This window comes from Steroidobacter sp. (genome assembly GCF_016790065.1).
In the GTDB taxonomy this organism is placed as follows: domain Bacteria; phylum Pseudomonadota; class Gammaproteobacteria; order Steroidobacterales; family Steroidobacteraceae; genus Steroidobacter.
Window position 1 is genome coordinate 1 of sequence record NZ_JAEUPY010000169.1, and the last position, 24,912, is coordinate 24,912.

Annotated in this window: 27 protein-coding genes and 1 tRNA gene; 9 read left to right on the forward strand and 19 right to left on the reverse strand. The window is 61.1% G+C overall.

The window, feature by feature from the left end; translation table 11 throughout:
* The 9 genes from ychF to JNL55_RS07450 form a co-directional block, all read right to left on the reverse strand.
* On the reverse strand, positions 1-965 hold a 965-nt coding region (gene ychF, locus JNL55_RS07410; protein ID WP_293851421.1), incomplete at its 3' end, for a redox-regulated ATPase YchF.
* A 61-nt stretch (positions 966-1,026) separates the two neighbouring features.
* Complete coding sequence (gene pth / locus JNL55_RS07415) at positions 1,027-1,608, reverse strand: aminoacyl-tRNA hydrolase (RefSeq protein ID WP_293851424.1); 582 nt, start codon at positions 1,606-1,608, stop codon at positions 1,027-1,029.
* A gap of 66 nt (positions 1,609-1,674) precedes the next feature.
* On the reverse strand, positions 1,675-2,397 hold the full coding sequence (locus tag JNL55_RS07420; protein WP_293851426.1) for a 50S ribosomal protein L25/general stress protein Ctc: 723 nt from the start codon (positions 2,395-2,397) through the stop codon (positions 1,675-1,677).
* A 2-nt stretch (positions 2,398-2,399) separates the two neighbouring features.
* Positions 2,400-2,588, reverse strand: a complete 189-nt coding sequence (locus JNL55_RS07425; RefSeq protein ID WP_293851428.1) for a hypothetical protein — start codon at positions 2,586-2,588, stop codon at positions 2,400-2,402.
* A 7-nt stretch (positions 2,589-2,595) separates the two neighbouring features.
* The gene (locus JNL55_RS07430) at positions 2,596-3,534 is read right to left on the reverse strand and encodes a ribose-phosphate diphosphokinase (RefSeq protein ID WP_322111013.1); all 939 of its coding nucleotides are present in this window, start codon (positions 3,532-3,534) and stop codon (positions 2,596-2,598) included.
* Positions 3,535-3,575: 41 nt separating this feature from the next.
* Positions 3,576-3,650 (reverse strand) — tRNA-Gln (locus JNL55_RS07435).
* A gap of 38 nt (positions 3,651-3,688) precedes the next feature.
* On the reverse strand, positions 3,689-4,561 hold the full coding sequence (gene ispE / locus JNL55_RS07440; protein ID WP_293851432.1) for a 4-(cytidine 5'-diphospho)-2-C-methyl-D-erythritol kinase: 873 nt from the start codon (positions 4,559-4,561) through the stop codon (positions 3,689-3,691).
* Positions 4,558-5,157 (reverse strand): lipoprotein insertase outer membrane protein LolB, encoded by a 600-nt coding sequence (lolB, locus tag JNL55_RS07445; protein WP_293851434.1) that lies wholly within the window; start codon positions 5,155-5,157, stop codon positions 4,558-4,560. Before lolB ends, ispE begins: the two co-directional genes overlap by 4 nt.
* Positions 5,157-6,848 (reverse strand): tetratricopeptide repeat protein, encoded by a 1,692-nt coding sequence (locus JNL55_RS07450; RefSeq protein ID WP_293851436.1) that lies wholly within the window; start codon positions 6,846-6,848, stop codon positions 5,157-5,159. The genes lolB and JNL55_RS07450 overlap by 1 nt, the downstream gene beginning before the upstream one ends.
* A gap of 128 nt (positions 6,849-6,976) precedes the next feature.
* Here JNL55_RS07450 and hemA point away from each other — a divergent pair, with 128 nt between their 5' ends.
* Genes hemA through JNL55_RS07470 form a run of 4 tightly spaced genes read left to right on the forward strand, consistent with a single transcriptional unit; the run spans position 6,977 to position 11,113 of the window.
* Positions 6,977-8,299: a glutamyl-tRNA reductase gene (gene hemA / locus JNL55_RS07455; protein ID WP_293851438.1), complete on the forward strand. Its 1,323-nt coding sequence runs from the start codon at positions 6,977-6,979 to the stop codon at positions 8,297-8,299.
* A gap of 3 nt (positions 8,300-8,302) precedes the next feature.
* Complete coding sequence (gene prfA, locus JNL55_RS07460; RefSeq protein ID WP_293851440.1) at positions 8,303-9,385, forward strand: peptide chain release factor 1; 1,083 nt, start codon at positions 8,303-8,305, stop codon at positions 9,383-9,385.
* Between the two features lie 13 nt (positions 9,386-9,398).
* Positions 9,399-10,124 carry an RDD family protein gene (locus tag JNL55_RS07465; RefSeq protein WP_293851442.1) on the forward strand — a complete coding sequence of 242 codons (726 nt, stop codon included), beginning with the start codon at positions 9,399-9,401 and terminating at the stop codon, positions 10,122-10,124.
* Complete coding sequence (locus JNL55_RS07470) at positions 10,121-11,113, forward strand: stage II sporulation protein M (protein WP_293851444.1); 993 nt, start codon at positions 10,121-10,123, stop codon at positions 11,111-11,113. Before JNL55_RS07465 ends, JNL55_RS07470 begins: the two co-directional genes overlap by 4 nt.
* Here the strand turns inward: JNL55_RS07470 and JNL55_RS07475 are convergent.
* From JNL55_RS07475 to JNL55_RS07495, 5 genes are read right to left on the reverse strand one after another with little or no spacing between them, the layout of a single operon-like run.
* Complete coding sequence (locus tag JNL55_RS07475; RefSeq protein WP_293851446.1) at positions 11,091-12,389, reverse strand: DUF58 domain-containing protein; 1,299 nt, start codon at positions 12,387-12,389, stop codon at positions 11,091-11,093. The genes JNL55_RS07470 and JNL55_RS07475 overlap by 23 nt on opposite strands.
* 3 nt (positions 12,390-12,392) lie before the next feature.
* On the reverse strand, positions 12,393-13,334 hold the full coding sequence (locus tag JNL55_RS07480; protein WP_293851447.1) for an AAA family ATPase: 942 nt from the start codon (positions 13,332-13,334) through the stop codon (positions 12,393-12,395).
* Positions 13,335-13,369: 35 nt separating this feature from the next.
* Positions 13,370-14,677 carry a DUF4350 domain-containing protein gene (locus tag JNL55_RS07485; protein ID WP_293851449.1) on the reverse strand — a complete coding sequence of 436 codons (1,308 nt, stop codon included), beginning with the start codon at positions 14,675-14,677 and terminating at the stop codon, positions 13,370-13,372.
* Complete coding sequence (locus JNL55_RS07490; RefSeq protein ID WP_293851451.1) at positions 14,674-15,582, reverse strand: DUF4129 domain-containing protein; 909 nt, start codon at positions 15,580-15,582, stop codon at positions 14,674-14,676. The genes JNL55_RS07485 and JNL55_RS07490 overlap by 4 nt, the downstream gene beginning before the upstream one ends.
* A gap of 3 nt (positions 15,583-15,585) precedes the next feature.
* On the reverse strand, positions 15,586-16,404 hold the full coding sequence (locus JNL55_RS07495; protein WP_293851453.1) for a hypothetical protein: 819 nt from the start codon (positions 16,402-16,404) through the stop codon (positions 15,586-15,588).
* 148 nt (positions 16,405-16,552) lie between these two features.
* Between JNL55_RS07495 and JNL55_RS07500 the strand changes: the two genes are divergently transcribed.
* Both JNL55_RS07500 and JNL55_RS07505 read left to right on the forward strand, forming a co-directional pair.
* Complete coding sequence (locus JNL55_RS07500) at positions 16,553-17,416, forward strand: SPFH domain-containing protein (RefSeq protein WP_293851455.1); 864 nt, start codon at positions 16,553-16,555, stop codon at positions 17,414-17,416.
* Between the two features lie 11 nt (positions 17,417-17,427).
* On the forward strand, positions 17,428-17,619 hold the full coding sequence (locus JNL55_RS07505; protein WP_293851457.1) for an Arc family DNA-binding protein: 192 nt from the start codon (positions 17,428-17,430) through the stop codon (positions 17,617-17,619).
* A 25-nt stretch (positions 17,620-17,644) separates the two neighbouring features.
* On the opposite strand, the gene JNL55_RS07510 is transcribed toward JNL55_RS07505, so the two are convergent.
* Both JNL55_RS07510 and JNL55_RS07515 read right to left on the reverse strand, forming a co-directional pair.
* Positions 17,645-18,808 carry a trans-sulfuration enzyme family protein gene (locus tag JNL55_RS07510; RefSeq protein ID WP_293851458.1) on the reverse strand — a complete coding sequence of 388 codons (1,164 nt, stop codon included), beginning with the start codon at positions 18,806-18,808 and terminating at the stop codon, positions 17,645-17,647.
* Positions 18,809-18,892: 84 nt separating this feature from the next.
* Positions 18,893-20,257: a pyridoxal-phosphate dependent enzyme gene (locus JNL55_RS07515; RefSeq protein WP_415923031.1), complete on the reverse strand. Its 1,365-nt coding sequence runs from the start codon at positions 20,255-20,257 to the stop codon at positions 18,893-18,895.
* A gap of 54 nt (positions 20,258-20,311) precedes the next feature.
* On the opposite strand from JNL55_RS07515, the gene prmC reads away from it, so the two are divergent.
* Together prmC and JNL55_RS07525 are read left to right on the forward strand one after the other, a co-directional pair.
* A complete protein-coding gene (gene prmC, locus JNL55_RS07520) occupies positions 20,312-21,199 on the forward strand; it encodes a peptide chain release factor N(5)-glutamine methyltransferase (protein ID WP_293851461.1) in 888 nt (295 codons plus the stop codon).
* Positions 21,200-21,202: 3 nt separating this feature from the next.
* Positions 21,203-21,700 (forward strand): peptidylprolyl isomerase, encoded by a 498-nt coding sequence (locus JNL55_RS07525; RefSeq protein WP_293851463.1) that lies wholly within the window; start codon positions 21,203-21,205, stop codon positions 21,698-21,700.
* An 85-nt stretch (positions 21,701-21,785) separates the two neighbouring features.
* On the opposite strand, the gene JNL55_RS07530 is transcribed toward JNL55_RS07525, so the two are convergent.
* Positions 21,786-22,592, reverse strand: coding sequence for an outer membrane beta-barrel protein (locus tag JNL55_RS07530; protein ID WP_293851465.1), 807 nt, complete (start codon positions 22,590-22,592; stop codon positions 21,786-21,788).
* A gap of 139 nt (positions 22,593-22,731) precedes the next feature.
* Here JNL55_RS07530 and mtgA point away from each other — a divergent pair, with 139 nt between their 5' ends.
* On the forward strand, positions 22,732-23,478 hold the full coding sequence (gene mtgA / locus JNL55_RS07535; RefSeq protein ID WP_415923030.1) for a monofunctional biosynthetic peptidoglycan transglycosylase: 747 nt from the start codon (positions 22,732-22,734) through the stop codon (positions 23,476-23,478).
* Here the strand turns inward: mtgA and JNL55_RS07540 are convergent.
* Both JNL55_RS07540 and JNL55_RS07545 read right to left on the reverse strand, forming a co-directional pair.
* The gene (locus JNL55_RS07540; protein WP_293851469.1) at positions 23,457-24,437 is read right to left on the reverse strand and encodes a fumarylacetoacetate hydrolase family protein; all 981 of its coding nucleotides are present in this window, start codon (positions 24,435-24,437) and stop codon (positions 23,457-23,459) included. The genes mtgA and JNL55_RS07540 overlap by 22 nt on opposite strands.
* Positions 24,434-24,912: homogentisate 1,2-dioxygenase domain-containing protein (locus JNL55_RS07545; protein WP_293851471.1), on the reverse strand; the 479-nt coding region annotated here is incomplete at its 5' end. The genes JNL55_RS07545 and JNL55_RS07540, both read right to left, overlap by 4 nt.

Genomic DNA, 24,912 nt, shown 5'->3' on the forward strand with positions numbered 1-24,912 from the left:
GTGACTTCGGCGCGGATGAAGCCTTTCTCGAAATCGGTGTGAATCACACCAGCTGCCTGCGGAGCGGTAGCGCCGACGCGCACGGTCCAGGCGCGGGCTTCTTTGGGGCCAGCGGTGAAATAAGTCTGCAAGCCCAGCAGTTTGTAACCGGCGCGGATGACGCGATTCAAACCGGGCTCTTCCAAGCCGATGTCCTTCAAGAAATCAGCGCGATCGGCTTCTTCGAGCTGAGCGATCTCGGCTTCGATAGCGGCGCACACGGCGACCACTTCCGAATTCTCACGAGCCGCCAGTTCACGCATCGAATCCAGATGAGGATTGTTGGTGAAGCCGTTCTCCGCCACGTTGGCGACGTACATCAACGGCTTGATGGTGATGAGATGCAGCTCCTGCAGCAGCTTCTTCTCTTCCGGATCTTTGATCAACGAGCGCGCCGGCTGGCCGGAATCCAAATGTTCCTTGAGCTTTTTCATCAAGTCGCGTTGTTTGACCGCGTCCTTGTCGCCGGCCTTGGCGGCCTTCTCGGCGCGCAGCAGGCCGCGCTCGACCGTGTCGAGATCGGCAAGCGCCAGTTCGGTGTTGATGACTTCGACGTCATCGAGCGGCTTGATGCGCCCGGCGACGTGCACGATGTCGTCGTTCTCGAAACAACGCACGACATGCGCGATCGCATCCGTTTCGCGGATGTGAGACAGGAATTTGTTGCCCAGACCTTCGCCCTTGGAAGCACCGGCCACCAGACCGGCGATGTCGACGAACTCGACCGTGGCCGGCAAGCGCTTTTCCGACTTGGCGATGCCGGCCAGCACATCGAGCCGCGGATCGGGCACGGGCACGATGCCGACGTTGGGATCGATGGTGCAGAAAGGATAATTTTCGGCCGCGATCTGTGCGCGCGTCAGCGCGTTGAACAGCGTCGACTTACCGACGTTGGGGAGGCCGACGATGCCGCATTTGATGCCCATGATCTAAAACCAACTGTTGGGTTGAAAGACAACCGGCCGCGGCCGGCCGACTCAAGACGGCCTACTTCTTGGAATGCAGCCCGTTCATGGCGCGTTCGGCGCCCTGCTCGAGAAACGTCGGCAAGGTCTGCAACGACTGCTCGATGGAGGCCAGGATTTTTTGTTCCTCCTCCTTCGGCGCCCGCTTCAATACGAAATCGATCACTTGCGACTTGTCGCCGGGATGACCGACCCCGATGCGTAACCGCCAGAAGTCCGGGCCCATGTGCGTAGCCGTGTCGCGCAGGCCGTTGTGACCGCCGGCGCCGCCACCGAGTTTGAAACGCACTTCGCCCACCGGCAGATCCAGCTCGTCGTGCACCACCAGGATCTCAGCCGGCTCGACTTTGATGTAATCGGCCAGCGCGCGAATCGCCAGACCGCTGCGATTCATATAAGTGGTGGGCTTGAGCAACGTGATGTCTTGGCCGCAGTACTGCACGCGACAAATGTCGCCGTGGAATTTCGCATGACTGCGAAACGTACCGCCGAGCTTGGCCGCCAACGCATCCACGAACCAGAAACCTGCGTTGTGGCGCGTGAGCAGATGCTCCGGCCCGGGATTGCCGAGGCCGACGATGATTTTGAGAGGGGTGCCCGCCATAGCAGTGCCACTGAAAAATAACGCACGCCACTCCGCCGCCAAACGACGGCGGAGTGGGTGACAGCGTTACTTCTTCGGCGCAGCCTTGGCAGCCGGAGCAGCGGCAGCCTTCTTGTCGCCACCCGCAGGAGCAGCCGCACCAGCGGCCGGCGCAGCGCCAGCAGCAGGAGTTGCAGCAGCAGCGGCAGCCACCGGAGTCTCGGCCTCTTCGGCACGCGGATGATGGATAGAAACCACCGCTTCGTCGCGACCGTGCGCCAGCGCCACCAGCTCGACGCCAGTCGGCAATGCCAGATCGGACAGACGACGAATCTGGTTGATTTCCATCGTCGACAGATCGATCTCCAGATATTCCGGCAGATCCTTCGGCAAGCACAGCACTTCGACTTCGTTCAACAAGTGCGACACCACGCCGCCCTGGGTCTTGACGCCAGGAGCCGCAGCCGCGCCCTTGAAGTGCAGCGGAATGGTCATGCGGATGTTTTCATTCTCCAGCACGCGCTGCAGATCCATGTGCAGGATCTGGTTCTTCGCCGGGTGGCGCTGCACGTCCTTGAGAATGGCGGCCTGCGGCTGGCCATCGATCTTCAGCTGCAGAATGGTGGAAAAGAACTTTTCGTTCACCAGCAGGGTGAGCAGGTTCTGGTGATCCAGAATCAGCTGCTTGGGTTCCAGATGGCCACCGTACAGAATCGCCGGAACTTTCCCGGAACGACGCAGGCGGCGGCTCGCACCCTTCCCCTGCTCGTTCGGCCGGGAGTCGGCGACGAGGTCAAATGAGGTTTTCATGATTACTCCGTAAAGAAACAAAAGTAACGGCGCATCGCGACCAAAAACGCCGCCACTGTGATTTTTTCTTCCCGCGGCTGGCGCCGCGAAAAGAAAAAGAAACCGTGCATCAACTTCACTTGGCGCGGCGGTAGCCGCGCCATAAAAACAAAAAACTTTCTTCCAGCGGCGGCGCCGTCAGGCAGCCGCAAGCGCGCTTCAGTCGATGTAGAGCGAGCTGACGCTCTCTTCATCGCGAATTCGCCGCATGGTCTCGGCGAGCAATCCGGCAACGGTCAGCTGCCGAATCTTTTTGCAGCTCTTGGCCTCAGCGCGCAGCGGAATCGTGTCGGTCACGACCAGCTCATCGAGCTGCGACTGCGAGATGCGATCGATGGCCGGGCCCGACAGCACCGCGTGGGTGATGTACGCCAGCACTTTCTTCGCACCGTTCGCCTTCAACGCCTCAGCGGCGTGGCACAGCGTGCCGGCGGTGTCGACCAAGTCGTCGATCAGCACGCAGGTCTTGCCGTCGACTTCGCCGATGATGTTCATCACTTCGGACTCGTTCGGGCGCGGGCGGCGCTTGTCGATGATGGCCAGTTCGGCATCATCCAAGCGCTTCGCCAACGCTCGGGCGCGCACCACGCCACCGACGTCCGGCGACACCACCATCAGGTCGTCGTACTTCTGTTTCCAGGCATCGCCGAGCAACACCGGCGACGCGTATACGTTGTCCACCGGAATGTCGAAGAAGCCCTGAATCTGATCAGCGTGCAGATCCACAGTGAGCACGCGGTCCACACCGGCGCTCGCAATCATGTTGGCGACCAGCTTCGCCGTGATCGGCACTCGCATCGCGCGCGGACGACGGTCCTGGCGGGCGTAGCCGAAGTAAGGAATCACAGCAGTGATGCGCGCGGCCGAAGCACGGCGGCAGGCGTCGGTCATCACCAGCAATTCCATCAAATGATCGTTGGCCGGCGAACAGGTCGGCTGCACGATGAACACATCGCGGCCGCGCACGTTCTCCAGCAACTCGACGGTGCACTCGCTATCGCTGAAGCGGCTAACGTGAGCGCGGCCGAGCGGCACCATCAAGTGGCGCGCAATATCCTGGGCGAGCTGCGGATTGGCGTTGCCCGTAAACACCGCCATCGTGGCACGATCCATTCAACACTCCGATCCGGATGAGCTTTTGGCTGGGGTGGAAGGATTCGAACCTCCGAATGGCGGGATCAAAACCCGCTGCCTTACCACTTGGCGACACCCCAAACGCAATAAAAGAAGAGCTGCGACGCTCGAGAGGAGTTTAACCGGCTTCGTACGCTAACCGGTCCAATAGCGGCGAACGGTTCAAACCACGCACCACATAACCGGTCCAGCGCGCGGGCACGCGCGCCGCCGCGCGTCTAGCCGCCGCGTCGTCGGGCATCGCGGCGAACACGCAGGCGCCGGTTCCCGTCAGCCTCGCTTCCCCAAATTCCTCAAGCCAATCAAGCGCTTCGGCGATTTCGCCACTACGCTTGCGCACCACCGGAGTGCAGTCGTTTCGACCGCCCCCCGCGAGAAAGGCGCGTATTGTCGTGACGGGGGAATTACGTGTCAATTCAGAGTCCTGAAACACCGCCTCGGTACTCACTCCAGCCACGGGTTTGAGCACCAAAAAAACCTGTTCCGGGAAGTCCTGCGCCGTGAGGCGTTCGCCGACACCCTCGGCCCAAGCCGAGTGGCCGCGCACGAAAATCGGCACATCGGCGCCCAGCTCCAGGCCCAGCGCGGCCAGTTCATCGATCCTCAAATCCAAGCGCCACAGATGATTCAACGCGACCAGCACGGTCGCGGCGTTCGAACTGCCGCCGCCCAAGCCGCCTTGGACAGGAATGCGTTTTTGGATTTCGATGCCGACGCCGTCGAACACTTCGTAGCGAGTCGCAAGCAAACGCGCGGCGCGCACGATCAGATCGGACTCGGCTGGAATGTCGCCGTTGTCGCCGATGCGCTCGATGGTGCCGGCCGGTCGCTTGTAGAACTGCAGCTCGTCGCACAGATCGATGAGTTGCATGGCGCTTTGTAACAAGTGATAGCCGTCGGCGCGGCGGCCGACGATATGCAGACACAAGTTGAGCTTGGCGGGTGCCGGCCAGCTTTCCGGCAACCCGAGCAATTCGTTCGCAGCGCTCATTGGCCGAGCTGCCAGCGATCTACGACGATGCGCACGCGCGCGTCGCCGCTGGTGGCAGTGATGCGCATCGGCACGCGAGCGCCGGGCTCAGTCGAATAACGTTGATAGTCGATACGCCAGCCGGCTTGTTCTAGTGTTGTCACGCCGTTCTCGTTTTCCGCATGCCATGTGTGCTCGCCGGGGGCGGCGAGGCCAAGCATCCAATATCGCAGATTACCCGCGGGCACGGCGGTGCCCAGGCGATTCTGCAGTTCGTCCCAAGCGGCGGTTGATTGCAGTTTCAGGCCGTCGCTGGTTTCCAATGTGAGATCGGGATTGCCGCCGGTGCCGCGCATTTCCAAATGCACACCACCGATGCCGACCGGGCCACGGATTTGAACGTCGGCAACGTCGCCCCGTTGACGCCATTCGAAGCTGCCCGAGCCGCCATTTTCAGGGCCGGAAACGCCGAGTCGGCCGCGCGCCTGCCAGCGATCGAGGTCTTTCAGATCAGCTGGGATCGCCGTGCCCGGACTGGAAATTCGAGGCGTGGTGCTACAACCAGCAGCGATGACACACATCGCCGCCAGCGCCAGCCAGGAGAAACAGCGCGACATCAATTCAGCTTCTGTAACCGCTGTTTGATCTTGTCGTTTTCGGGATAACGTTCGCTGGCGCGCTTCCACAGGTCGCGCGCATCGTCTTTGCGATTCAGCGCGACCAACACTTCACCGAGGTGCAAGTCCACTTCGGGATCGTTGATGCGACGCTTGGCTTGTTCCAAGTACGTCAGCGCATCCTGCGGGCGGCCGACGCGATACATCGCCCAGCCCATGCTATCGAGCACCGCGCCGCTGTCGGGCGTCTCGGTGAGCGCTTGTTCGATCAACTGCAAACCTTCTTTGTGATGCCGCGTGCGATCCACCAGCGTGTAACCCAACGCGTTGGTCGCCGCCGGATCGCTGGGACGATCGGCCACCAGCTTGCGCAAATCGACGATCGCTTCATCCACCTTGTCTGCCGCTTCGAGCTGGAAGATGCGCGCGAAGCGCAGCTCGACCGCATCGGGATAGGCTTTCAACGCCGAGTCCAACAGCGCCAGCGCACCCACCTTGTCGCCGCTAGTGCTGAGCAGAGTGGCCCGCGCGGTGATGGTCTCGATGCGATATTGCGGACGAGTGGCACCGAACTCTTCGAGATGTTTCAGACCGGCTTCGAGCCCGTCGCTCTTCGCTTTGAGGCGCGCCAACCGCGTCTGTGCCGCCATCGCGAATTCGCCGCCGGTGACGCGAGCGTAAATCTGCGCAGCGTCATCCCAAGCTTCACGGCCTTCGGCGATGGCGCCGAGATAGAACAGCGATTCGTAAACGAAGCGACCGCTCGACACCAGGTTGCTGAAGCGTTGCGCGGCCGAGTCGCGATTGCCGAGCTGGAAGTCGATATCGGCCAGCGCACGCTCGACCACTGTGCCGGTGGATTCGCTCGAGGCCAGCGCGGTCAACTCCTTGCGCCCCTGCTCTTCTTTACCCGCCTGCATCAACATCAAGGCGTATTCGAGCCGGTGCGAATCCTGATTGTCCTGATCGATGACTTGCTTGGCGGTGGCCAGCGCGCCCTCGGCATTGCCGGTCAACATCTGCAACCGAGCCAGCAACAAGCCAGCCGGCGACCAGTACGGGCCGAGCTCGCGAGCCTTGAGGGCATGCTCCATGGCCAGTTTCAGGTTGTCCGACTGCGAGGCGGCCTGCGCCAACGCATAGTGCGCTTCGGTCACTTCCGGGTATTTGACGACCAACTGCTTCAGCACAGCGGTGGCGCCACTCGATGTGCCCTCATCCGCCAGTTGCGGCAGCAGGGCCAGGAAACCGGCCTGCGGATTGATGAACGCCGTATCCAGCAGGATGCCCAGGTGCTCGGAAGCGGTGTTGATCCTATAAAGATGTAAAGCGGCGAAGGCGGCGAAGCGCCGGGCCTCTTCATTGGTGTGGTTCAGCTCCAGCCAGCGTTCGGCCGCGGCCTGCACCACCGTCCATTGCCGATGCTCATGGGCGACGCGCGTGGCCTGCTCCGCCAGCTCTTCGTCATTGGCAGCCTGAGCCGCGCGCAGATAGGCCTGCGAAGCTTCCAGGTACTGGCCCCGCTGCAAGGCCATCTCCGCGCCCAAAACCAGTGCATTGGGATCTGCCGGCAGATTCTCGGCATCGGCCTCCCGCTTGCTCCCGGGGCTGGTACAGGCTGCCAGCACGGAAGCCAGTAACAACGCCGCGACTCGCGCGGAACGGCGGGAGGGACCATGAAGTGAGCTCATTGTCGGCCGACTATATCAGCTTCGTTTAAGGGCTCGGGATCGGGCAACGTGGCACGCCGGAGGCCCGAGTCGCTTGTCATTAGTGGGCCCTTCCCCGACAATCCGCACCCGTTGCGACAGCAGCCGACATGCCACTCGTCGTCATTGGAATCAATCACCGCACCGCTCCCGTCGAAATCCGCGAAAAAATGGTCTTTGCGGGCGAGGAGCTGCCCGAGGCTTTGCGAGAACTTTCCGGCCAGTCCGGGGTGCGCGAAGCGCTGATCGTTTCCACCTGTAATCGCACCGAACTCTATTGTTACGCGGACGACGGCACCGGCGGGGAATCCACCGACGAGCCCAGTCCCGTGCCCGACCTGGCGTTGCCGCTGTCCGATTGGCTCGCCAATTGGCACGACCTGGCCTCGCATCGGCTCGACATCAATCAATCCCTGTACCGTAAACAGGGCAGCGAAGCGGTCCAGCACTTGTTCGCGGTGGCCTGCGGCCTGGATTCCCTGGTGCTCGGCGAGCCCCAGATCCTGGGCCAGTTGAAGGACGCCTACCGGGCGGCACTGGACCAGCGCGTAACCGGTCCTTATCTCAACCGGGTGATGCAGACGGCATTCTCGGTGGCCAAGCGGGTTCGCACCCAGACTCGCATCGGCGCCAATGCTGTGTCGGTCGCTTACGCGGCGGTGTCGCTAGCCCGCACGGTGTTCGAGAAGTTTTCCGGTCACACGGCGTTGCTGGTCGGCGCCGGTGAAACGATTGCGTTGGCCGCGCGCCATCTGCATGCGAACGGTCTGGGCCGCATGATCGTCGCCAATCGCAGCATCGGTCGCGCGCAAGAATTGGCGGCAGAGTTCAAAGGCTTCGCCATCGGCATCGACGACATCGCTGCGCATTTGCCCGAGGCCGACATCGTCATCACGTCGACGGCCAGCCCGACGCCGGTGATTACTTTCGATGCGGTCCAGGCGGCCGTGCGTGCTCGCAAGCGCAAGCCCATCTTCATGGTGGACATCGCCGTGCCTCGCGACATCGAGGCCGAGGTGTCCAAGATCGAAGACGTGTATCTGTTCACCATCGACGATTTGCAGAACGTGGTGAACGAGAACCTGGCGTCACGGCGTGAAGCAGCGCGTGACGCGACTGACATGCTCGCATCCGAAGTCTCAGTGTTCGAGCAACAGCTGAAGACGCTGGACGCCGTGCCGACGATTCGTCAATTGCGTGACGACGCCGACATCGTTCGCACCCAGACCGCCGAACAGGCGCGGCGTATGCTGGCAGCCGGTCGCGATCCGCGCGAGGTGGTGGATTTCCTGGCCTCGACGCTGACCAACCGGTTGCTACACGGCCCGAGCCAACGGCTGCGACAAGCGGCCGAACGTGGCGAAGTGGAATTGCTGGAAGCGGCACGCACTCTGTTCGCCCCCGATCCTCCGGGATCGTCCGACTCGACTTGAGTAATGAAAGATTCGATTCGTCTCAAATTGGAACGACTGGCCGACCGCCACGAAGAAGTGAGCGGACTGCTGGCCGATCCTGCCACCATCGGGGACACCAACAAGTTCCGCGATCTGTCGGTGGAATATTCCAAGCTCGATCCCGTGGTCGAACGCTACAAAGCCTATCTGGGCACGCTCGGCGAACGCGCCCAAGCGCGCGAGATGGCTGAAGGCGACGATCTGGAAATGCGCGAGCTCGGCCAGGAAGAGCTCAACAACCTCAACGCGCGCATCGAGATGGAAGGGGAAGAGCTGGCCAAGCTGCTCATCCCCAAAGACGAGCGCGACGAAAGCAACATCTATCTGGAAGTGCGCGCCGGCACTGGCGGCGACGAAGCGGCGATCTTCGCCGGCGATTTGTTCCGCATGTATTCGCGTTACGCCAGCACACGCGGCTGGAATGTCGAAGTGCTCTCGGAAAGCCACGGCGAACATGGCGGCTACAAAGAAGTCATCAGTCGCGTCGTCGGGCGGGGCGCGTTCTCGCATTTGAAGTTCGAGTCCGGCACTCATCGCGTACAGCGCGTGCCGGCCACCGAAGCCCAAGGCCGCATTCATACCTCGGCGTGCACCGTTGCGATCCTGCCGGAGCTGGATGAGCTCGAACCCATCGAACTGAATCCAGCGGACCTGCGCATCGATACGTTCCGCGCGTCCGGCGCCGGCGGTCAGCACGTCAACAAGACTGACTCGGCGATTCGCGTCACTCACTTGCCCACCGGTATCGTGGTGGAGTGTCAGGACGAACGCTCGCAACACAAGAACCGATCACGCGCCATGTCGCTGCTCAAGGCCAAACTCAAAGCCGCTGAGCAAGAGAAACGCGATCAGGCCGAAGCCAGCGCCCGTAAGCTGCAAGTGGGCTCAGGCGATCGTTCCGAGCGCATTCGTACTTATAACTTTCCGCAAGGCCGCGTCACCGATCATCGCATCAACCTGACGCTGTACAAGCTGGCGAATGTGATCAACGGCGAGCTGGAAGAATTGATTCAGCCGCTACAACAGGAATATCAAGCCGAACAGTTGGCTCGCATCGTGGAGTAAACCGGATCGCACCATGGCCGCGCCTCAGGTCACCCTGCAGAGCATTACCGGCGTCGACGTCGAGCTGCGTATCGCCGGCGTCGGCAGTCGCAGTTATGCCTTCGTGGTGGACTGGCACATCCGGCTGATCCTGGCGTTTTCCTGGTGGTCGGTGGGCAGCATCGTGGCGTTCGGCGGCTTGCGGTTTTTTGACGGCGGCCGCGCGCCTGGCGTGAATTATTTCCTGTGGGTGTGGGTGCCAACGCTGGCCATCTACCTGCTCTATCACCCGGTCGTCGAAGTCCTCATGCGTGGCAGTACGCCAGGCAAGCGCATGGCCGGCGTGCGGATCGTCACGCGCACCGGCGACATTCCCAGCGCTAGCGCGCTGCTGATACGGAATGTGTTTCGAATCGTCGATTCGTTGCCGTTTGCTTATTTGGTTGGCCTGACGACGGCGATCTGCACGGCTCAGCATGTGCGCATTGGCGACATGGCGGCTGGCACGCTGTTGATTCTGGACAGCAAGGAACATGACAGTACGTTTGCTCGCCTGTCATCGGCGAACCCGGCGCTCGATCCTCGCGCCGCGGATTTGATTCATGAGTTGCTGGAACGCTGGGCCGCGCTGGATGCGCGCACCCGAACTGATCTCGCGCGCTCGCTGTTGAGCCGTGTTGATGGATCGCTGTCGAGCGAACAGCTGGCTCAGCTTCGCACGCCCGAGCTAAGAGCGCGCTTGCAGGCGCTGCTACAATGAGCACAGACGCTGGCATGAGCGCATGGCTATCGTCGCGCGCTGAAACCTGGCGCCAACTCACGCCTCAGCTCGAAGCGCTGGAGCGAAACCGCGACCACTCGGCCGCCGAGGCGCTGCAAGCCATCGAGTTGTATCGCTCGCTCGGACGCGATCTATCTATCGCCCGGCGCGCCCTGCCTCAGAGTCGCGTAACGAAAGCCCTCGAACGCAGCTACGCGAAGCTGCATTCCATCATCTATCGCAAGCCTCACGACTGGCGCGCACGCACACTGCTTCTGTTCCGAGAGGAAATCCCTGAGGTCGTCCATGAACTGCGCGGCGCCATCCTCTGGGTAACGTTGTTGTTCGTGCTGAGCGCCGGCGCAGGCTGGTGGCTGGTATCGAGTTACCCAGAACTGATCTCACTGCTCGCTAGCGAACAAGCCATCAACGGCGTCGAGAGCGGCCGGCTATGGACTGACGATCTACTCAACGTAACACCGTCGTCGATGCTGTCGCTGGGCATCCTTTCCAACAACATCGCCGTCAGCCTGATGGCGTTCTGTGTCGGCGTATTCTTCGGGCTCGGCACGTTTTATCTCATCGCCACCAACGGGCTCATGCTCGGCGGCATGTTTGCTTTTACTCATCAGCATGGCCTGGCCGGCGAGCTGCTGAAGTTCGTCACTGCACACGGTGTGGTGGAGCTGTCGGTGATCTGCCTTGCCGGCGCTGCCGGCACCATGCTCGGTGAAGCACTGATCCGCCCGACTCACGCGACACGCCGCGAATCGTTTCAGCATGCAGCCACTAAAGTCTCGCGACTGTTACTGCTGTGTGCGCTGCTGCTGATCGGCTGCGGTTTCATCGAAGGGTACTTGTCGCCCGATCCCGATTTCCCGATGGCCAGCCGGGTCGTGGTGGGTCTCGGTTATGGCATCGTGATGATCGGCGCACTCACCGGCCATCTGTTCGGCCGCCGCTTCGTCAAATCCGCCGTCGGTTCCTGAAGTCGGCATAGGCGTCGAACACTGCGCGCTCCATGCGCTCTGGACGCGTTACTAACGCTGGCGCGCCCAATGCTCTTAACGCCCTGACGTTGCGTTCCAATCGCGCGCAGTATTCCTGGGCGGCGAGCGACTCATACGGGTCTAGCCATGAATGCGCGTTGGCGACACGCAAAGCCTCCGCTTCCGGACTGGAGAGACCGGCGATGAGTGGCAAATGTTTGGGCAACAGCAATCGTGCAGCGGACGCCAGTTGTCCGGCGACTGCCGCGTCGTCCACGTCCGTCAACATCACGACCAGGCTGCGATGACGAACCAGCGTGCGGATGCGCAACGCTGCGTTGAGCGGATTCGACTCGGCGAGCTTCGGCGTCGCTGCCGTTAGCATCTGGCGGATTCGAAATACTGTGCCGATTCCTCGGCCGGGTGCGAGCGTCGCCAGCGGCTGATCGGCGAATAACATCACACCGACACGATCATCCTGTGCCACCGCATGCTCGGCGAATCGCGCCGCTAGATTGATGTAGTGACCGAGACGATCTAATTCGCCGGCGCGCAAGGCGCTGGTGCGGCCTGCATCGATGGCGATCACGATGTCGAGATGTTGATCTTCAGTGAAGTCACGACTAACCAGCTGACCGCGACGCGCGGTGGCTTTCCAATCGATCGCGTTTTGCGGATCGCCTGTTCGATAGTCACGGAGTTGCAGAATCTCAGCGCCGGCACCGTGACTAGAGTGAGCACGCACTCCACCACTCAGGGCGCCGATGCGGCCGGCGGGATCGCGTAGTAACTCAGGCACTGTCTTGAAGGAGTATTCCGCGTCCAAGCGGCGCGACCACCATGCCAGTCCCAAAGGCCCGGCGATTCGAGCCTGCATCTGAGGCCAGCTATGTTGGCCGAGCTTTCTTGGCGTCGCCCGCAGGTCGACGGTAGCCGGCTCTCCCGGTTTTACTGAGATCGTTCGAATGTCTGCGTTGATCTCGACCGCCTCGGGCGCAGCCGGTGCTACTTCCATCGCTACATCGCGCGTCAATTCGTGACGAAACAAAAGCTGCACGGACATTGGCCGGCCCAACACGCCCTGTGCCGGGCCGTCGACCGTGACGTTCGGCCGCGCCCGCGTGACCGTCCAACCTTCGTACGCAAGCCCGAGCAACAGCAACGCCAACGGCAACAACCACAACCGCTCCAGGTTCGGATCGCCACTCCACGCACCGAGAATAGCCACGAGCGCCGTGAGCACCGCGAACACGAAGCCGTTAAGACGCAGATGCATGGCTCAGCGAGGAACCGGCGTACGCTCTAACAACTGCTGCGTTATCGTCTGCTCCGTCACGCCTTCGAGCAGCGCCTCGGGCGCGAGCATCAATCGATGTGGAATGACCAACGGTGCGACTTGTTTCACGTCGTCGGGCGATACGAAATCGTTGCCTCGCATGCCCGCGTTGATTCGAGCTGCCCGCACCAACGCCAACACACCTCGCGTCGACAAGCCCAAGCTCACATGCGAACTGGAACGAGAGGCGGCGGCGATGTCGATCACATACCCCGACAACTCCGGCGCGATATGAATTTGCTCAACCGTCTGGCGCACTTCATCCAGATCCAACGGTGGTAATTGCTCATAGCCTCCGAGCCGAGCGTGAGCATCGGCATTGCCGTACCGAGCCACAATCGCCAACTCATCCTCGCGAGCCGGATAACTCAAATCGACCCGTAACATGAACCGATCGAGCTGCGACTCGGGCAGCGGAAACGTCCCTTCGAACTCCCGCGGATTCTGAGTCGCAATCACCAGAAAATTCTTGGGCAAGGGATACTCCTGGCGATCCACCGTCACCTGCCGCTCTTCCATGGCCTCGAGCAAGGCCGATTGAGTCTTGGGCCCGGCGCGATTGATCTCATCCACCAGCAACACATCGGCAAACACAGGCCCGGCTCGAAACACAAACTGCCGCTGCTCCCCGTCATAAGCATTCACGCCAGTGATGTCCGCCGGCATTAAATCCGACGTGCCTTGCACGCGCTTGAAAACTCCGCGCAAAGAACTAGCGAGTGACTTACTAAGCAACGTCTTGCCAAGACCCGGCGCGCCTTGCAGCAACACGTGGCCTCGCGCGACGACGGCGATGGCCAGCGCGCGAATCACTGGCTGCAGACCCAGCACCACCGAACCCAGTTCTTGTTGCAATCGTTGTTCGAAGGCCACGAGAGCGTTCATCGTCATCCTTTGAGGTCAGGTCAGGTCAGGCCACGTCAGGTCAGAGCTGCGCGCAAGCGCACCAGCAAATTATGCAGTTGAGACAGATCGACACGACGGCCCTGATGAACCTTGGCATGCCAGGCCTGCAGTCGTTCCACATCCTGAGTCGAGACCGCCGGCTGCGCCCTCAACCATTCCCAAACCGGCGCACCGTCGGCCGGCAAGCCCAAGCGCTTGCGAGCATCGTTGAAAAAGTTCGCGATCATTTGTTGACCCGCCGTCGCTGGCCGCATCACGCGCGCCATGAATCCACCGCTGGCACGCACGAAGCCCGTGATATCGACGGGACTCCAGCGCGACGGCGCCGGGCGCAACCGCTGCGAACCGACCACGAACAGCAGCCACAATCCGAGCAGCCACCACAACGTCACATGCAACCGCGAGTCGCCGAAGAACGCTTCGGGATCGTAGAACGCCACCATGCCTTGATGCGCGTCGTCGACGATGACCTTGCCGCCATCTCGCAGAGACCAGCGGACGATGTTGGCCAGCAGCTGAGCATTGCCGTCCTCGGCCAGCAGTTTGTTGGTCAGAATACTGCCGTAGGCACTGACGATGATCTGCCCTTGACCGGCGGGCAGCAGCCACAGCACCGGCGCACCCGACACGGGATCGTGCGCCAACTCCATCGCGCCCGTTTCGTTGAACCAACCATCCCACTTCGCGGTGGGATATTCGGACAACGCCCTCACCTTGCTCACGCCCGTCAGTAACGGATGCGCAGCTGCGGGCTTCATCTCGAATTTCTGCGGCTCAACGAGTTTCATCTGTGCATCGACGGCATCGCTCCACGACGGCGGCGGTTCGTCATCCGCGTCCTGGGTGTCATCAGACTGTTCGCTGGCCTCATTCGGCATCTGCGTGAAGCTGAGCGCCGTCATGTCCTGCAGATGTTCCAGGAACTCGGTATCCACGCCCTCGCCCATCGACCAATCGGGCGTGTCGGACAAGCCGGCAACCAGCAACATCGTATTGCCCTGTCGCACCCACGCTCGCAGCGGCGCCACTTCGGTATCGCGAATGGGATAGATATGCGGTGCCGTGCTGACCAACAAGTTGCCGGTGCTCGCCTCCAACCCAGGCAGCTCATTCAACTTGGTGAAGCGCTCGCGTAACGACAGCACCGGCACGCGCTCCGCTTCCAGCCAACGCGCCAAACCGAGATAACCGTTCGGACCGGCTTCGACGCTGATGGGGCGCGTCGGCTGCTCTTCCGGTGTAGAGAGCTTCGGTGCCATCACAATATAGAAGGCGACGAATGCTCCGAGCGCTAACGCTAGTGTGAGCAGACGATCTTTCATGTCGCCGCTCCGCGCAGCTGTTCATCCAGACTACGCGCGGCGCGAACCGCATCGTCGATGTCACCTCCCGCCAGATCTTTGCCGCCGAAAACTTCCCGGTCGGCGAGCTGCGCGACTGAGCGGAAGGATTCGCGTTGAGCCGAATCGTCGAAGCGAGCGCGAGTCGTCAACTCGCCCGCCGTCAAACTCGGCGCGCCATGCAACCGACCGGTCTTCACCAACGTTGCAACCAGCATCTTGAGCATGGCCGCGGGACGCTCGCCGAACGATGCCGCGTCGGCCGACACGCCAGGCATCAGAACGCCGCCCGTCACATCACTACCCGCCGGCTCTCGTTTCCGACGGCCCGCGCGTACAGCTCGCACTTCGTTGAGCAAGATGGTTATCGCGAGCAACACGACCAACAGCATCACACCGTTGACCAAGGCACGCTGCACTCGATCTGAAATCGGATGCTCGTCCAACCAGCGACTCAACCAGGGATTGGCCTGTTGTTCTTGTCTGTCGAAAGCTTCGCTGAGCCAACGCTTCAGCCGCTCGTACCAGGACGACTGATGCCCAGCTTCGACCGGCTCGCGCAACGCTGCCAACACTGGCTGCAAACCATCGACACTGATCTGCGTGTGCTCTGGTGGCTGCGCGTAACGATCCGACAGCGTCCGCAGATTGACGAGTCCATTGCGCGTCAAAAGATCGTGTTGAGTTTCCGGGAACAACGGCACGATGCCGAGTTGCTGGAGCGCCTGAGCGATCCCAGGGCAAGGCTCTTCCATGTCTTCCAAGCCGACGACTTCGGCACCGAGCGTTTCGATGCAAGTATCCAGCACTCGCCGCGCCGAACTCGTGTCTTGCGCGAGCGCCGCCGGCGCGGCCCACAGAATCAGGACTAGGGCAGCGACACGCACGAATCAGGCGGCGTTCAATGCATTCACCCGCGCCGCCAGATCGCCGCCTTCCTTCCGCAATTTCAGATCCCAGTACAACGCGATCATCACTGCGGTGAAGAACGGCATCAGCAACACGTTGAACGCCAGGTTGAACACCAACTCGCCGATCATCGCGGCCACGACGATGTCGCCCACCGCCAGATCCGCGAACGGTGCCGCGATGACAGCGACGAAGCCGATGGCAGCGAATATCACCAGGACCAGAATCAGCGCCACCGTGAGAATGGCACTGCTGCGCCACCAGTTACCCCACACCAAGTTGTGACTGGCCGTGAGCGACTCGACTGCGCTTTTGTCTTCGAACAACAGTAGCAGCATGTACATCATCAAGGTGACCAGCAGAATCAAACCCGGCACCAGCAGCAGCGCTATACCAATCACGACTGCAAGCAATGCCAGGAAGGTGGCCAGCACCATCGGCCCGAGTCGTCGTGCGGCCACTTTCAACGCAGCGCCAACGCTCATCTCCGCATCCATGCCGGCCGCGCGTTGTTTCAAATACAGCGCGCTCATCACCCACAAAGACAACAAACCGGAGATCCAGGCGATCGCGGTTGCCATGGGATCCGAGGGACCCAACACCATGTTCAGCAATTCGTCGACGCTGGCCGGTTGCGCAACCTCGGGGCGCGAAAAGATCGAGTACAAGGTCGGCGGCGCGCCGACGATGGCCAACAACAGCGAAATCGGCCACACCACCGCGAGCGATGACTTGTAGAGCTGAAAGGCGGTGTCCAACACGCCGCCAATGCCCTGCGGCTGACTGGGCTGAATGGCCATGACAAGACTCCGTTTTTGATCGGCGCAAATCATCGCGGCGGCTCGAGCCGATAGCAAATGCCAACCCGCGCCGGGTTAGCCCCACCGCCCCGTGATATCACTTTGATATCAAAGCATGCTATGGTCGGCCCGAAAACCAGGAGAAGCCATGAAAGAGCGACAAGTGTTGACCCTGCCCGGCGTGCCCATGGTGTTGATCCTGCTGGGGTTAATGGCGGTCTGCGCCTGGTGGCTGTTCAAGTCGGTAGAGCTGCTGGTGTCCCCCATCCCGCCCATCCTGGCCGGTGCTTTGGTGGGTTTCGCCATGGTCGGCTTCTTCATCGTGCAGCCCAATCAAGCCGCGGTCATGCAGTTCTTCGGCAAGTACGTCGGCTCCGAGCGTAACAGCGGGCTGCGCTGGGCCAATCCGTTCTACACCAAGAAAACCGTGACTCTGCGCGTGCGCAATTTCGAGTCCAGCCGCTTGAAGGTGAATGACTCGGAAGGCTCGCCCATCGAAATCGCGGCAGTGGTGGTGTGGCAAGTGCATGACGCCGCCGAGGCGGTGTTCAACGTGGACGACTACGAAAACTTCGTCCAGGTGCAGAGCGAAGCAGCGCTGCGCCAGATGGCAACTTCTTATCCCTACGACCTGCATGAGGATCACAAGATCGCTCTGCGCTCGCACGCCACTGAAATCAACGAGCATCTACGCAACGAAATTCAGGATCGGCTCGCTCAGGCGGGACTCACGGTGGTCGAAGCACGCGTCAGCCACCTCGCCTACGCACCCGAGATCGCTCAAGCCATGCTGCAACGTCAGCAAGCGGCAGCCATCATCGCTGCTCGCACTCGCATCGTCGAAGGCGCAGTGACCATGGTGCATATGGCGCTCGAACAGTTGGCGCAGAAGGACGTGATCCATCTCGACGAAGAGCGCAAGGCGGCGATGGTGTCGAACTTGCTAGTGGTGTTGTGCGGTGAGCGCGGCACGCAGCCGGTCGTGAACACCGGTACGTTGTATAGCGGCTGAGCGCACGCAAGTTGGCGGAGAAAAAAGCTTATCCGCTGCGCATCAGCAGCGAGGTCCTGGAGGCCATGCAACGTTGGGCGCAGGACGAGCTACGCAGTGCCAACGCGCAGATCGAATATGTATTGCGCGAGGCTTTACGGAAAGCGGGACGCATGAGCACCCCGCCCAGCGAAGGTGGCGAGCAGACGCCACCTTCCGCCTAGAGCAACGAGTAGATCAACTGGTAGATCAGCGAGCGAGAGCCTGATCCAAATCGGCGATCAGATCTTCCACTTCTTCGATACCCACCGACAGCCGAATCAAAGAATCGTCGATGCCCAGCTCACGACGTTTCTCCGGCGGAATCGATGCGTGCGTCATCAGGCCAGGGTGATCGACCAGACTCTCCACGCCGCCCAAGCTTTCCGCGACGGTGAACAAACGGCAGCGCTCGAGGAAATATTTGGCTTCGCCCAAGCCACCTTTCACAAAGAATGTGACGATGCCGCTGAAGCCATTGCGCATCTGACGACGCGCCAGCTCGTGTTGCGGATGGCTCGGCAAGCCGGGGTAGATCACCTTGGAGACTTGCGAATGCTTTTCCAACCAGCCGGCAATCTGTAACGCGCTGTCGCTGGACTGGCGCATACGTAACGCCAATGTTTTCAAGCCTCGCAATGCGAGGAAGCTATCGAACGGACCGCTCACCGCGCCAATCGCGTTTTGCAGGAAGCCCACCTTCTCGCCCAGCTCCTTGTCCGCGACCACGGCCACGCCGCCGATCATGTCGGAGTGCCCGTTGAGATATTTAGTCGCCGAATGCATGACGATGTCGGCGCCCAGTTCGAGCGGCCGCTGCACCCACGGGCTCGCGAAAGTGTTATCGACGACGGTGAGGATGCCGCGCTTGCGGGCAAACTCTGCCACTCGTGCGATGTCGACCAGACGCAGGGTTGGGTTGGTCGGCGTTTCGATCCAAATCATTTTAGTGGTCGGACGCACGGCGGCTTCGAACGCTGCTTGATCCGCCAGATTGGCGAACGTGATATCGAGCCCGGCCGAACGTTTACGCACACGCTCGAACAATCGGAACGTGCCGCCGTACAGATCGTCCATCGCCACGATGTGACTGCCGCTGTCGAGCAGTTCCAGCAACGTGCTGGTGGCCGCCATGCCGGAAGCAAACGCGAAGCCGCGCGTGCCGCCTTCGAGGTCGGCAATACAACGCTCCCAAGCGCCACGCGTTGGATTCGCGGTACGAGAGTAGTCGTAGCCTTTGTGAACGCCAGGACTGCTCTGAGCATAGGTCGAGGTGGCGTAAATGGGAGGCATCACCGCGCCCGTACTCGGGTCGGGAGATTGGCCGCCATGAATACAGCGAGAGCCGAAACGCAACTTTGCGGAGTCAGTCATGATATGTCCCGTATTACAGAGCCGGCACCTGGCCGACTGGAAAAACATCTGACCTGTCGGCGCGGTGCGCCGACAAATCAAGCATTACTTGACCTGGCGCCGGAGGTAGTTCAACACATCCGAGCGCGTCACCAAGCCTAAAAACTTTTCGCCGTCCATCACTGCAGCCGAGGAGCGTACTTCCAGCATCGCGACCAGATTGTTGAGCGTCTGACTCTTGTCGACGCGCAGGAAGGTGCTGGTCATGGCCTTATGCACCGGCTCGTTGAAACGTCCAGGGTGACCGAAGGCGAAGCGCAGAATGTCATCTTCAGTGACCACGCCGATGAGCTTGTCGCCATCCATCACCGGCAGCTGTGAAAAGCCGGCGTTGCGCAGACGATTGTGTGCGGTCGTCAACACATCGTTGGGCCCGACCGTAATCGTGGCGCGCTCGCCGTGCGGGCGGCCGATCAAATCACGCAGGTCGCCATACTTCTCACGCTGAATGAAGCCTTGATCCTCCATCCAGAAGTCGTTGTACAACTTGGACAGATAGCGCGCGCCGGTGTCGCAAGCCAGAGTGACGACGCGCTTCGGCGATTTCTGCTCACGGCAATAACGCAACGCTGCAGCGAGCAGCGTGCCAGTAGACGAACCAGCGAGCACACCTTCCTTCTGCAACAGTTCGCGAGCCACCGAGAACGACTCGGCATCGGAGATGCTGTACGCCCGCTTGGTCATGGAAAAATCGGCGATGTCGGGAATGAAGTCTTCGCCGATACCTTCGACCAGCCACGACGACTTCTGAGTCATTTTGCCGGTGGCGATGAACTCCGCGAGGATGGAGCCCTGCGGATCGGCGAGCACCAGCTCGACATGCGGCGCGTGCTTTTTGAAGAACGCGGCGAGACCGGCGACGGTGCCGCTCGAGCCCACACCAATCACCACGGCATCCAGCTTTTGCGTCATCTGCTCCCAGATTTCCGGCGCGGTGGTGCGCTCGTGTGCCTTGGGATTGTCAGGATTGGCGAACTGATTGATGAAGTACGCGCCGGTGCGCTTGGCGATGGCCGCGCCCAGGTCCTGGTAGTACTCCGGGTGGCCTTTACCCACATCCGAGCGCGTCAACACCACTTCGGCGCCGAGCGCACGCAGGTTGAAAATTTTTTCCTGGCTCATTTTGTCCGGTAACACCAAAATGAGCCGGTAGCCCTTTTGCGCAGCCACCAGCGCCAGGCCCAAGCCGGTATTGCCGGCGGTGGCCTCGACGATGACGCTGCCGGGCTGCAGATCGCCGCGACGCTCGGCCTCCTCGATCATGGACAAGCCGATGCGATCCTTGATGGAGCCGCCCGGATTCATGTATTCGAGCTTCAGGTACAGCTCGCAAGGCCCGGTATCGAGCCGATGCAGCCGCAACATCGGGGTGCGGCCAATCATCTCGATGGCGTTGTCATAAACGTGCATGGGCAACTCCGGGGCGATCTCGAACTTCAAAGGTGCGCTAGTCCAACGTCATTCATGCCTGCCGTCAAATCTTCCCAAACCATCTCGGATGCGCTGCATACCGCCACCATGTTGTTGTCGCGGTCCTCGCCGTCCGCACGGCTCGATGCCGAGCTGCTGCTGGAGTACGTAACTGGCCTGTCGCGGACCAGTTTCCGCACCACGCCCGAGCGCGAGCTGCCGGTCGCAGCCGGTTGGTCGTTTCAGCAGCTGGTCAAGCGCCGATCGCAGGGCGAACCCGTTGCATACATCCGCCAGCAACAGGCGTTCTGGTCGCTGCTGCTGGAAGTCAGCCCGGCTGTACTGATCCCGCGCCCCGAAACTGAACTGGTGGTCGAGCGCGCTTTGACTCATATAAATAAAGAAGACCCGGTCCGAGTTGCCGATCTGGGCACCGGCAGTGGCGCCATCGCGCTGGCCATCGCCACCGATCGGCCGCAAGCCACCGTGACTGCGATCGACGCCTCCAAGGATGCACTCGAATTGGCCAGTCGCAATATCGGTCGTCTGCAATTGACCAACGTTGCGTTATTACACGGCAGTTGGTTCGCGCCGGTGGCCGGCCAGCGCTTCCACTTGCTCGCGTCCAACCCGCCCTACATTGCGCAGGACGACCCCGACTTGGCGCCCGAGGTACGGCGCTTCGAGCCCGGCATGGCGCTGATCTCCGGCCGCAACGGCCTCGAAGCCCTCGACGCCATCGTGCGCGATGCGCCTGCGCACCTGGAAAATGACGGCTGGCTGGTGCTGGAGCACGGCTGGAAACAGGCCGAGGAAGTCCGGCAGCGGCTTGTGCGTCAAGGCTTCGTTCACGTACGCTCGCACGCCGATCTGGCCGGTCACGAACGCGTCACCGAAGGCCAGTGGCGCGGCGCTGGGCGCCCAGCTACTTCAGAGGATTGATCCATGCTCGAATTCAAGACTTCCAAAGGTTCCTTCACCATCCAGCTGTTCGACAAGCAGGCGCCGATCACGGTGGAGAACTTCTACCGCTACGCCGACGAAGGCTTTTTCGACGGCACCATTTTTCATCGCGTGATCCCCGGCTTCATGGTTCAGGGCGGCGGCCTGACCGAAGACCTGAAGAACAAAAAGGGTCATGAGCCGATCCAGAACGAAGCCACCAACGGCTTGAAGAACAAGCGCGGCACGCTGTCCATGGCACGTACCAACGACATCAACAGCGCCACCTCGCAGTTCTTCATCAACGTGGTGGACAACGACTTCCTGGACCACAAGGGCCAGAGCAACTACGGCTACGCCGTGTTCGCCCGGATCGATTCGGGCATGGACGTGGTGGATGCGATTGCCGCGGTGAAGACCGGCAGCCGCAGCGGCTACCAGGACGTGCCGACCGAGACCGTGATCATCGAGTCGGTCAAGCGCGTCGAAGCCAAGGCCTGAGCTACCCCGAGATAACTCGGGACCGCTACAAACGACAACGCCGGACGCAAGGTCCGGCGTTGCCAGCGACGCAGGACGAGCTGCGTTATTTGAACAAGATGCCGACGTTGATCACGTCGATGTTCTGCTCGTAAGTCTTGGCGTTATCGCCCACATCCATGAAGCGCTGATATTCGACGCGCACCGCGAAGTTCTCGGTCGCGTTCCAAGTCGCGCCGACACCGGCGAAGATCTCCGTCTGACTCGCGTCGACACGCTCGTGATAGAAGTTGTCCTTCAACTCGACATCGGTCACGCGCACGGTCTGACGAGTGTCGGCCAGATAGATACCGGCCTTGGCATTGAATTCGAAGTAGCGACCGACCGGTAGGAAGCCCACCACCGCAGCGGTCGGGCCGGCGCTCGAGAACCGATAGCCCACGGCGTACGGGGACACCGAGGAGAAGTTCGGCCTCGTGGTCGTATCGAAGGAATTGAACTGATAGTCGTAATTGCCGCCGAAGTCGTACTTCACTTCGCCCAGGTTGACGTAGCCGATCTCGGTACCGACCCACTTATTGAAACGAAAGCCCACCAGCGCGCCCCACACGTTCGGACTGTCGTCCAACGTCGAAGCCTTGCGGGTGCCGGCCGTCAGCCCCAACAGGGTATTGCCCGCACGATTGGGATCGCGGTTCAAGTCATTCATGATGTTGGTCAGAATGCTCTGGGTCCAGGCATTGGAAAAGCGGGTGTCGAAGTCGCTACGCGACTTGCCGTCGGCCGAGCCCGCACCGCCGTACACACCGAAATAGAATCCGCGATACTCCTCGGCGAAAGCCGACGGAGCCGCCAGGGCACAAGTCAACGCTACTCCAGCCAGCAAGCGAGTCTTATTGGTCTTAGTCATCATGTCGCAAGGTCTCCGTAGGTCCGTGACACTATCCGTTACTGAGTCGAAGCCGGAATTTGGGCGGCGATGGTAGACGATTATGTGTAATCAAACAGCTACTAGGTCACACTTGCCCGGGCGCGCCGCGCTTTCGTGACTCATGTCCGCACCTATTGCCGCAAAAACTACCGCAGCCCGAATGTTTCGTTTCGTTGTTCGACTACTGCTCCTGGTACTAATCCTGAGCGTCGGCCCGGTGCTTTTACTGAGATGGGTCGACCCGCCGACCACGGCTTTCATGCTGGCCGAGCCTGGCGCCGTCCGCTATCGGTGGTTGGACTGGCAACAGATCTCGCCGCACATCAAGGTGGCGGTCATCGCCGCCGAGGACCAGACGTTCCCGGAGCACTACGGCTTCGATCTCAAATCCATCAACGAAGCGTTGGAAGATCGCGAACAAGGCCGCCGGGTACGAGGGGCCAGCACCCTGTCGCAGCAGGTCGCCAAGAATCTGTTTCTATGGTCCGGCCAGAGCTGGGTCCGTAAAGGACTGGAGGCCTACTTCACGGTGTTGATCGAAACCCTGTGGCCGAAGCAACGCATCCTCGAGGTGTACGTGAACATCGCGGAGTTCGGCAGCGGCGTGTTCGGCGTCGGCGCGGCCTCGGAGGTTTATTTCAAGAAGCCTGCGTCGCGACTGAGCGCGCCCGAGGCAGCGTTGCTGGCGGCCGTGCTACCGAGCCCGAAACGGATGAAGGTGCGCGCGCCGTCGCGTTACGTGTTGTCGCGACAGCAATGGATCTTGAGACAGATGCGCGGACTGGGCGGCGTCAGTTTGCTAGAACAGCTCGAACCGGCGGCCGCCCAACCAAATAAGAAAAAGAATCAGGCGCGCACCACCTTCTGATCGATCGCGCCGAAGATACTCCGACCGGCCGCGTCGAACATTTCGATACGCACCGAGTCACCGAACTTCAAGAACGGCGTAACCGGTTTGCCCTGCTCGATCTGCTCGAGCGTGCGCTTCTCGGCCAGACACGCCGATCCCAACGAACGGTCGTAGTTGGAGATCGTGCCTGAGCCCAACACCGTCCCAGCGCGCGCGTTACGCGTCAGAGTGATGTGCTCGACCAGCTTGGCGAAATCGAAAGTCATATCGACGCCGGCGTTGGGCTTGCCGAACGGCTGGCCATTGATGTGCACCACCAGCGGCAAATGCACCTTGGCGTCCTGCCATGCTGCGCCCAACTCATCAGGCGTCACGGCGACCGGAGAAAACGCAGTGGCCGGCTTGGACTGATAGAAACCAAACCCTTTGGCCAGCTCGCCCGGAATCAAGTTACGCAACGACCAGTCATTGACCAGCATGACTAGTTTGATGTGATCGAACGCAGCCTCGCGCTTCGTGCCCACGGGCACATCGTCAGTGACGACAGCCACTTCGCCTTCCAGATCGATGCCGTACTCTTCGCTCGGCACCGGCACGTCCTGACGCGCACCGATGAAGTCGTCCGAACCGCCCTGATACACCAGCGGATCGGTCCAGAAACTTTCCGGCATCTGCGCGCCCCGCGCCTTACGCACCAGCTCGACATGATTCACAAACGCCGAGCCGTCGACCCAGTGATAGGCACGCGGTAACGGCGCCATGGCCTTGGCCGGATCGAACGCGAACCAGTCTTTCGCTTTGCCTTGCTCCAACGCGCCGGCAACTTCGGCCAGCTGGGGCGCGATGCGCGACCAATCGTCCAAGGCCGCCTGCAAGGTCGGCGCGATCTGCGAAACCGCCACGGCACGAGTCAGGTCGCGCGAGACGACGACCAACTCACCATCGCGAGTCGAGTTACGAACGGTTGCAAGCTTCATTTGGTTTTCCAGCTATCGACGTACCCAGACCACTCCACTGCCGCCGCAGCCTCGCCGATCTCCAGCGCATCGCGCGTGTCGATCATGACGGCGTATTCATCGGTGGCCGGCTTGGTTTGGACCAGCATGTTCTTCAGCGCCTTGGGATGCGGCCCATGAGTGAAGCCGCAGGGATGCAAGGTCATCATTCCCGGCTTGATGTTGTCGCGCGAGAAGAAGTCGCCCGCGTGATAGAACAACACTTCGTCGTAGTCATCGTTGTTATGAAAGAACGGCACTTTCAACGCGCCCGGGTCCGTCTCGAACGGCCGCGGCACGAAAGTGCAGACCACGAAACGATTGCCGACGAACGTGGTGTGGGCCGACGGCGGCAAGTGATAGCGATGACTCACCAGCGGCCGGATGTCTTTGACATTGATCCGCACCACCGACAGATCGCCGTGCCAGCCGGTCGCGTCCAGCGGATTGAATGGAT